This window comes from Candidatus Albibeggiatoa sp. nov. BB20 (assembly GCA_016744725.1).
Classification (GTDB): domain Bacteria; phylum Pseudomonadota; class Gammaproteobacteria; order Beggiatoales; family Beggiatoaceae; genus Albibeggiatoa.
In genome coordinates this window covers 1-9,550 of sequence record JADGDW010000166.1, presented here as the reverse complement: position 1 = coordinate 9,550, position 9,550 = coordinate 1, and the positions used below count along the sequence as shown (strand labels likewise).

Genomic DNA, 9,550 nt, shown 5'->3' with positions numbered 1-9,550 from the left:
GATAAAATATGGGGAGTTGGACTTGCAATAGATGATCCCAATATTGAAAATCCTAATTATTGGCAAGGCTTAAATTTGCTCGGTTTTGCATTGATGGAAGTGAGAGAACAGCTCAAAAGATTAAATACATAAATATTATAGTGATTTTCTTCTTAAGTGTTACATAAGCATTTTTCTTTGTAAAACTGTAGCCATTTAAAATTAATGTCTGTAATAATTTACAATACCAAAACACAATCTCTCTACTTTCCCAGCCGACTAAAATATCACAGGCTTGATGGAATTGACCCCGTAACAAGGCTTGTGCCAGATGATTTTCAATCAATTGCTGTTACCGTCTATCTAATTCAATCGCATAAATTTTACTCAGCGATTTTTTGTTCGCCCCATTTCTGTTGTATTTGAGTTAATGGATTTGGTTTCGTTATAGCCTGTGATTTCTAGTTTATCTGCTTCAATATCTAATCCACTGACTAAAAATGCTTTGACTGCTTGCGTTCGTTGAATCTATAAGCCTAAATTAATCTTGTAGAGCTGTCTTATTTTTGTTCTCGTTCTACGCATCACGTAGAATGATCCAAAAGCACACCCGCGTTTAAAAAGGAGCAAAAAGATGTTATTACGTTATTTGATTTTACTACTGACATTTTGTCCCAACTCAAGCTGCACGTCATGCGTTGGTGATTATTGGCAATCAAGATTATGAGGTCAAGCCATTATACAATCCTGAAAATGATGTGCAGGATATGTCCAAAGCATTGAAAAAATTTTCCTCATGACGATGCACCTTGTTGTCATGCCACAGGACGCACCAGCGTCCACCATATTTGACGCAGTGCGTCAGTGGCTCATTCTACGCACTGCGTAGAACGAGAACATCTTGTTTTGCACTCCTGTGACAAGATTATCTAAACACAATCTCCCCATTTTCCCAACCGACTAAAATCTCACTGCCTTGATGGAATTGACCGCGTAACAAAGCTTGTGCCAGATGATTTTCAATCAATTGTTGTACCGCACGTTTCAATGGTCTTGCACCATAAACAGGGTCATAACCCGCTTCGCCAATTTTATCTAACACCACATCCGTCACATTCAATTTAATATTTTGCTGAGCAAGACGGCCACGTAAATGATTGATTTGTAAATCGGCAATCGAACGAATTTGTTTTTGCCCCAATGGATGAAACACCACAGAATCATCAACACGGTTAATAAATTCAGGTCGGAAATGCTGCCCCACAATCTCCATAACAGCCTTTTTCATGCCTTCATAATTGTCTTCACTCGCCATTTCTTGAATCACATGCGAGCCTAAATTAGAAGTCATCACCACTACTGTATTGCGAAAATCCACCGTGCGCCCCTGACCATCAGTCAAACGACCATCGTCTAAAACCTGCAACAACACATTGAATACATCAGGATGGGCTTTTTCCACTTCATCCAATAACACCACTGAATAAGGTTTGCGACGCACCGCTTCAGTCAAATAACCGCCTTCCTCATAACCGACATAACCGGGAGGCGCACCAATTAAACGTGCAACTGAATGTTTTTCCATGAATTCTGACATATCAATCCGCACCATCGCGTCATCGGTATCAAATAGAAAATTCGCCAACGCTTTGCACAATTCAGTTTTACCCACACCCGTTGGCCCTAAGAATAAGAATGAACCATTGGGACGATTAGGATCAGAAATGCCCGCGCGTGAACGTCGAATTGCATTGGCTACCGTCTCAACCGCTTCTTCTTGACCAATCACCCGTTGTTGTAAATCGGTTTCCATACGCAATAATTTATCGCGTTCGCCTTCTAACATTTTGGTGACAGGAATCCCCGTCCATTTAGATACCACTTCGGCGACTTCTTCTTCAGTGACTTTATTGCGTAAAAGCTGCATTTCTTGGGTGTTTTCGGCGGCGGAATCTGCTGCAACTAATTGTTTTTCTAACTCGGGAATTTTGCCATATTGCAATTCTGCCATGCGGGCTAAATCATTGGTTCGCTGTGCTGTTTCTAGCTCAATACGGGCTTTTTCCAATTCTTCTTTGACTTGTTGTGAACCATGAACGCTGGCTTTTTCGGCTTTCCAAATCTCATCTAAATCCGCGTATTCTTTGCCTAATTGTTCAATATCCGTATTGAGTTTTTCCAAACGTAATTTTGAAGCCGCATCGGTTTCTTTTTTCATCGCCTCACGTTCGATTTTAAGCTGAATCAAACGACGGTCTAATTTATCCATCCGCTCAGGTTTAGAATCAATTTCCATCCGAATCCGACTGGCAGCTTCATCAATTAAATCAATCGCTTTATCAGGTAATTGGCGATCAGTAATATAACGGGTGGATAAGGTCGCCGCCGCTACAATCGCAGGATCAGTGATGTCAACACCGTGATGCACTTCGTAACGTTCTTTCAAACCACGCAAAATTGCAATCGTATCTTCGGTATTCGGTTCATCGACTAATACTTTTTGGAAACGTCGTTCTAAAGCCGCATCTTTTTCAATGTATTTGCGGTATTCATCCAAGGTGGTCGCGCCGACGCAATGCAATTCACCCCGCGCCAAGGCAGGTTTTAACATATTGCCCGCATCCATTGAGCCTTCTGCTTTGCCCGCGCCAACCATGGTATGAATTTCATCAATAAATAGAATGATTTGCCCTTCTTGTTTGGATAAGTCGTGCAATACAGCTTTTAAACGTTCTTCAAATTCACCACGAAATTTAGCCCCCGCAATCAATGTACCCATATCCAAAGACAAGACACGCTTGTTTTTGAGATTTTCAGGCACTTCACCGTTAACAATCCGTTGTGCAAGTCCTTCAATAATTGCGGTTTTACCTACACCTGCTTCGCCGATTAATACGGGGTTATTTTTAGTTCGACGTTGCAATACTTGTATGGTGCGGCGGATTTCATCATCACGCCCAATCACGGGATCAAGTTTGCCACGGCTGGCGCGTTCGGTTAAATCAATCGTATATTTATCTAAGGCTTGGCGATTATCTTCAGCATTGGGGTCATTGACATTTTGCCCACCGCGTAATTGTTCAATTGCTTGGGTCAGGGCTTGGACGGTGACTCCTGAATTTTTCAGAATACCGCTGATTTGTCCTTTATCTTGAATACAGGCAAGCACAAATAATTCGCTGGGAATATATTGGTCATTATGTTGTTGGGCTAATTTGTCAGTGACATTGAATATCCGTTTTAAATCATTGGAAACATGCACTTCACCTTCATTGCCTGATGCCGTGGGGAGACTATTTATGGTATTGGTTAATTCGGTGCGTAATTGATTTAGGTTTGCGCCTGCTAAATTCAATAATTGTCCAACACTGCCATCAGTTTGATTCAGCATTGCTTGTAAGACGTGAGCAGGTTCAATAAAACGTTGTTCGCTGCCAACTGCTAAACTTTGCGCATCGGCTAAAGCTTGTTGGAATTTTGTGGTAAGTTTTTCGTAGTTCATGCCAATTTCTCTATAAGTAATTTATATTCATTGGCTGTGTTTATAGGGTAGGTATGGATGAGAATCAAGAGAACTATGTAAGACAGTTAGGTAAAAATGCTTGGCGAAGTAAAATTTGATGTGACTCTATTCAGTCATAGTGTGTCCACATTCTCAGTATATGCACCGTTTTTTGTGCTTCTTCTACATTTTGAAACGCCCTGAGTAAATTCGAGCAGGTTTTAGATGGCAAAAAACAATTCAATTCCAAAATACGCTACAATCATTAAATAGATTATCGCATCAAGGATAAAAAATGAATCAGCAATTATTATTAGAAAATGTCGCCGAGTTACCACCTTTTGCACAGCAAGAAGTATTTGATTTTGTAGGTTACTTAAAGCAGCGATATGTGAAAATGGACAGTCCTACCGTTGATGAGGAATGGCAACAAACATTACAAGCGTTAGCGGAATTTCGTAGTCAGCAAAAGATGAGTGATAGAACAACTTTAGATGATGTCATTGCTATACGAGAAGAAGCACGTTACTGATGAGATATTTAGATACGAGTTTTATTTTGCCACTATTTGTCCAAGAGCCTAATTCTGAACATGTATCGAATTCATTGCAAAGTGTTTTACATAAGGAATTAGCTATCAGTTCATGGGTAAAAGTAGAGTTTTCTAGCGCATTAGCGCGGCGTGTTCGTATGAAAGAAATATCTGATGAGTTCGCAAAAAGTGTACTTCAACGTTTTTCATCTGTAATAAGGCATTATCAGCTTATTGATCCAAGTACAGCAGATTTTGAGTTGGCAACGGAGTTATTACAAAATTTTCATAGTGGCTTGAGAGCAGGTGACGCATTACACTTGGGTATTGTGTTAAATCGTAGAGCAACTTTATACACTTTAGATGTCAAATTTGCGAATGTTGCTATGAGTTTAGGTGTTTCAGTGAAAACTTAGTTAGGCATTTTAAAATACGCTACAATCATTAAATCGTTACAGTTTGTGAGGCTTTGTCATGCCGCAAGATTTTTCAGGTCAAAAGTTGTTTGGGCGTTCGTTTATTGGGCAGGATTTGCAAGGTGCTAATTTTGAGGGAATAGAGACAGGTAGAAATCTATTTACAAATATTATTTTTTATATTGGATCATCTATATTTTCTATTTTATCAGGAGCTTTTCTTGGATTAGGGATATATATAATCGCCTATATTTTAACGCTTTTAAGCAGTGTTTTATTATCTGGCACGAATTTAAATGAACAACGTATAGATACAGAAAACAGCAGTTATATCTTTTTTATTATAGCCTCTGCAAACATTGTATTTTTCCATTTTTGTACTTTGAGTATAAAACATAAGCGATTCATAATTTTTTTTAAGTTGACAATATTTTTTGTATTGCTTACTTCTGTTATAACTATGATTTCTTTAACTAACAGTATAGATAATTGGGCTGCAACTATTGGTCGTATTTTTGGAGGGATATTGGTAGGAGTAATATTAGGAGGGGTTGCAGTGACTATGATTACAATTGGCACAATAGCTTTTTCCATATTAGAACAAACAAAGGTTTCAAAAATAGGGTATTTAGTTGGTAGTATTGCTGGATTTGGAGGTATGGCTTCAAATATGTCTAAAGTAGAGTTAGAAAACTCTATTATAGCTTTATATGGCTCACCAGTTATTATTAATCTTTTATTAATTTCACTTCTTATTTCGGAACAAGTTTCTCAAAAAAACAGTCAATTTATCTATTTACAAAATTTAAAATTATATTTTATAGCTTGGGCTAGTACTTATTTTCAGAGAGCTAATTTAACAGAAGCAATTTTTTGTCACAGTGATTTGAAGTATGCTAATTTTTCAAATTCCATCTTAATTCGCACTAATTTTTACCAAGCCCAAAACTTAGAATTTGCCTATGTTAAAAGTACAATTTTAGAACAAGAAGCAGTGAGAGAATTGCTTGTACACGGCAAAACAGAGCAAAAAGAATTTATTGCTATGGATTTAAGAGGAGCTTATTTAGTCAATGTAAATTTACAAGGTATTAACTTTACAGATTCTGATTTTAGCTATGCAGACTTAAGAGGAGCAAATTTACGTGGAGCAAATCTTACTCAAGTCCAAGCAGTAGGCGTAAATTTTGAGGGTGCTAATTTAACAGGAACATGCTTAGAAAAATGGACTATTAATTCAGACACTAGCCTTAAAGATATTCAAGCAGACTACGTATATTTTAAAAATAATCTAAGAAAACGTGCCCCTAATATTAAAACCTTTTCTATCGGAGAATTTAATTTAACAGTTTTTATAAAAATTCTAGAGAATGTATATGGTGAATTACATTTCCAATCTAGTGATGGACAAAAAGTGATAATTGAGTCAGTAAAACATAACAAGGATAACTCACTTATTATTCAATTTACTTCATCTGAAAAAACTGAAATTCTTAACTTATCTAAGCAACAATATCAAAAAATCAGAGAAATAATTATTAAAAAAGATAGGGAAATTAAACAATTAAAAGAGTTAGTGCAGAAGTTCACAATAGCAAAACCAGACATTTATATACATTCCCAAGCTCAAGTTCACAACACAGGGCAACAAAATATGTTTGATAAACAAAACCGTAGTATTAACTTTCATGGCAAAGCAAGTAATGTCAACGTGAATAATGCCGATAACATAACCCAAAACATGACCATCAACGAACATCATCACGCTGCAAATGAACCCCCAATGGACATTGTCAATCGGATTCAGACTTTAATTGACCAAGCCGTGAAATTGGATGAAAACGTGAAGAACATGGCACAAACAACGCTAACAGGGCTTAAATCAGCGATTAATGAATCAAAAAGTATCGATTTTTATACAGGAAGTTTGATTAGCATCGCACAAGAAATCAACAATACAGGTGATACCCAAACAAGCGGAGAACTTGTAGCTGCACTTGAAAACGTTAAGGCAACTTATCAACAATTACTATTCTCTAATCAATAAAGTGGCATTATGCTTAGAGCATGGCTGTTGTTGAGAATGAGCAACATAGACATAAGAACAGCTCAAATGCTTATGGAAATTACAATTAAATGCTAATTTTAAGCTGAGAATGGTTGAACATGCTTATGTAGTTGAATTTTCTATTTTCTCATGATAGTCTCGCGCACTCCCATTAGGACACAAATATTGATACAATTCGGTATGTGTCAAGCCTAGAAAACCATTAGAGCTGGCTCAATCTCGCTGAGGCAGCCCGCGAGTATTGGGAGCTTATCACTTCCTAAATTTGCTATCAAAAACAGAGTCAGCCAATGATGCAGAAAAACGCCATTTCATCGAAGAAAGCGAACGCCACAGCAGCAAGTGAATTGCCCAGCACCAAGGAGGGAGAGAGGATCATTCGGAGACATGCAGCACTAGCCGCTGCCGCAGGAGGTCTTCCGATCCCTCTAGTAGACTTTGCCGCAGTTTCGGGTATCACACTCAACATGTTGCGCCGCCTTGCTGAACACTATGACATCGAATTTCGAACGGAGACTGCTCGCGCGGGCATTTCCTCATTGGTTAATGGTGGTACTGCCGTACTGGTCTATCAGCCTGCAACCTCGTTTCTTAGTTTGATCCCCGGTATTGGTCATTTAGCAAAATTGGTGGTAGGCCCTTTGGTTACTGGACCTTTAACCTATGCGGTTGGGCGAGTGTTTTTGCTCCATTTTAGCCAAGGCGGTACATTTTATAACTTTGATCCTAACCAGTTTCATGACTATTTTGCGGAACTGATGAGTCGTAATAAGTCTACAAATGTGGTGAATGAGGATGTAAAACAAGCGCATGATATTAAACCTCAGTCTCATGATGACACTGAAATTGTAGAGAAACCCCCCGTCGTCGTAGAGAATGTTGATGCAGAGCTTGTACGGCTTGGTCGTCTGACAGCAGCTTCAGTCACTGGGTCTGGACTTGCAATGGCTAGCACTCTAATGCCCCCGTTGGCTTTGATAGCGATCCCTCTAACGTTGCTCCCTAGTGTGCCGTTAGTGCGTGAAACTTGGCATGAGTATGCCGATGAACGAAAATTGGGATTCAAGGCATTACTGACCATTACTTCGGGTTTATTGCTGGCTACGGGTTATTTGGCTGCGGTTGGACTTGCAAACATGATTGTGTTTGGTGGTAAATACCTTGTGCTCAAGACCCGTAAGGAAGGAGAGAATAGCCTCAGTTTAGCAATTAGTGATTGGAGCGAGAATGTCTGGGTTTTGACTGATGGAGTTGAAATTGAGATGCCACTAGACCAAGTCGAAGAAGGTGCGCTTGTGATTGTGCGTCCCGGTAGACTGATTCCTGTGGATGGTCAGGTTGTTAAGGGCGTACTGATGGTTGATAACCGCATGTTTACTGGAGAATCTCGGTTAGTTGAAATCACCATTGGCGAGGAAGTGCTTGCTGGCGCGATGGTTGTGAGTGGACGAGGGTTGGTTCAGGCGGAACACACTGGTGCAGAGACTAAAGCTGCACGCTTGGAAACACTCATCTCAGACATGCAGTCTTATGAACAGAATCTTGATGTACGTAGTCAAGAAATGGCTGATCGTTCAATCCTCCCAACCTTGGGTTTGGGTGCGCTTGGAATGGTTGCATGGGGCCCCGTTGGTGCAGTCAGTGGTGTTTGGAGTAACAGCTTCGATTTAGTCTGGGTATTTGGCCCTGCGGCAATGTTGCGGATGTTGCGTACTGCGGCTGACAATGGCATTCTCATCAAAGATGGTCGCTCACTCGATTTGCTTGGAGACATTAATACAGTCGTGTTTGATAAGACGGGCACGCTCACTCATGATAGTTTTGCACTTGGCAAACTGTATCCTGTTGACGGCACTGAACACAGCACATTACTGAAAATTTCCGCAGCCGCTGAGCTTGGTCATGAACATCCTATTGCTCGTGCAATCGTTGAAGGAGCACAGGCTCAGGATATTGATTTATCTAATATCATCGTTGAAGAACCTTCGTTCCAAGCGGGTCTTGGATTAAAATTAGTCATCGACGAGCATTTAGTATTGCTTGGTAGTCGCCGTTTGCTTATTAATAATGACATTGAGCTACCAGAATTTATCATGACCCAAGCCAGTGAATCTGAAGCTGCGGGACACACCGTGGTGCATCTCGCCATGGATGGGCATTATGCAGGTGCTATCGAACTTGTTCCTAAGGTGCGTTCAGAAACTCAGGAGCTTATTGATCGGCTTCACGCGCGTGGGATGGAAGTCATGGTCTTGAGCGGTGATGAAGAAGAACCTACAAAACGGCTTGCTAACTCTTTGGGAATTGATACTTGGTTTTCACGCACCTTACCTGAGCAGAAACATGATCGGATCGCCGAGCTTTGTGATGAAGGGCGTAAAGTATGTTTCATTGGTGATGGGGTTAACGATGCGCTTGCGATGCGTCGTGCTCATGTCTCAATATCAATGACGGGTGCATCTGCTATTGCTGTAGATAGTGCGCAAATCATTTTAAATGATGGGTCGTTGACTCGGTTGGATGCAGTATTTGAGCTTGGTAAACGTCATGAAACCTCACAGAATCAACTTGCAATGGCTGCACTTGTGCCGACTGCTATCAATTTCACAGGGGAATTGTTCCTTGGTGTTCCGTTGGTAGCGTTGGTTGGTGTTTATTCTGTTGCAGTGGCCGCGAATCTAGGCATCACGTATCGGAAAGAGGATTGGGATGCGTTGTCAATTGATACTTCTGAAGAAGAGCACCCGAGTGAGCATTAGCTTTTAGCTCAAGGGTATAAGTCAATTCCTTGTTATGTGTCAGGATTGCTAGTCTTTCAAAGATTGGTCGTCCTGAAAATAAAATAGAGTTATAACACTTAAGATAGAATTAACCATAGGTGTTTAGGTAGCAATATGTCTCATTAAGTATTGAGATTATCTATTCTTTCTCAAAATCTAATAATTCTTGCAGCAATTTATTTCCATGTATAAGGTTAAAACCTTCGCCTTTCAGGCGAACAGATTTATCTCCCTAAACTCAAGAATGGCTTATAATATGAGAGATGGAATACA

6 protein-coding genes are annotated in these 9,550 nt (G+C 39.9%); 5 read left to right on the top strand and 1 reads right to left on the bottom strand.

Annotated elements, in window-relative coordinates; genetic code table 11:
* The first annotated feature begins 6 nt into the window (after positions 1 to 6).
* On the top strand, positions 7 to 132 hold the full coding sequence (locus ABXH34_RS15520; RefSeq protein ID WP_353572798.1) for an NADAR domain-containing protein: 126 nt from the start codon (positions 7 to 9) through the stop codon (positions 130 to 132).
* Positions 133 to 904: 772 nt separating this feature from the next.
* On the opposite strand, the gene clpB is transcribed toward ABXH34_RS15520, so the two are convergent.
* Positions 905 to 3,481 carry an ATP-dependent chaperone ClpB gene (gene clpB, locus ABXH34_RS15515; RefSeq protein ID WP_353572797.1) on the bottom strand — a complete coding sequence of 859 codons (2,577 nt, stop codon included), beginning with the start codon at positions 3,479 to 3,481 and terminating at the stop codon, positions 905 to 907.
* A 295-nt stretch (positions 3,482 to 3,776) separates the two neighbouring features.
* Here clpB and ABXH34_RS15510 point away from each other — a divergent pair, with 295 nt between their 5' ends.
* From ABXH34_RS15510 to ABXH34_RS15495, 4 genes are all read left to right on the top strand, one after another.
* Positions 3,777 to 4,013 (top strand): hypothetical protein, encoded by a 237-nt coding sequence (locus ABXH34_RS15510; protein WP_353572796.1) that lies wholly within the window; start codon positions 3,777 to 3,779, stop codon positions 4,011 to 4,013.
* Positions 4,013 to 4,429 carry a type II toxin-antitoxin system VapC family toxin gene (locus tag ABXH34_RS15505; RefSeq protein WP_353572795.1) on the top strand — a complete coding sequence of 139 codons (417 nt, stop codon included), beginning with the start codon at positions 4,013 to 4,015 and terminating at the stop codon, positions 4,427 to 4,429. The genes ABXH34_RS15510 and ABXH34_RS15505 overlap by 1 nt, the downstream gene beginning before the upstream one ends.
* A 58-nt stretch (positions 4,430 to 4,487) precedes the next feature.
* Positions 4,488 to 6,476, top strand: coding sequence for a pentapeptide repeat-containing protein (locus ABXH34_RS15500; protein ID WP_353572794.1), 1,989 nt, complete (start codon positions 4,488 to 4,490; stop codon positions 6,474 to 6,476).
* A 311-nt stretch (positions 6,477 to 6,787) separates the two neighbouring features.
* Positions 6,788 to 9,256 carry an HAD-IC family P-type ATPase gene (locus ABXH34_RS15495; protein ID WP_353572793.1) on the top strand — a complete coding sequence of 823 codons (2,469 nt, stop codon included), beginning with the start codon at positions 6,788 to 6,790 and terminating at the stop codon, positions 9,254 to 9,256.
* Positions 9,257 to 9,550 lie beyond the last annotated feature (294 nt).

Bases quoted from the DNA above. Each gene is read 5' to 3' on its own strand.
- ABXH34_RS15505 (WP_353572795.1), top strand. From the start codon at position 4,013: ATGAGATATTTAGATACGAGTTTTATTTTGCCACTATTTGTCCAAGAG.
- ABXH34_RS15495 (WP_353572793.1), top strand. From the start codon at position 6,788: ATGATGCAGAAAAACGCCATTTCATCGAAGAAAGCGAACGCCACAGCA.
- clpB (WP_353572797.1), bottom strand. From the start codon at position 3,481: ATGAACTACGAAAAACTTACCACAAAATTCCAACAAGCTTTAGCCGAT.
- ABXH34_RS15500 (WP_353572794.1), top strand. From the start codon at position 4,488: ATGCCGCAAGATTTTTCAGGTCAAAAGTTGTTTGGGCGTTCGTTTATT.
- ABXH34_RS15510 (WP_353572796.1), top strand. From the start codon at position 3,777: ATGAATCAGCAATTATTATTAGAAAATGTCGCCGAGTTACCACCTTTT.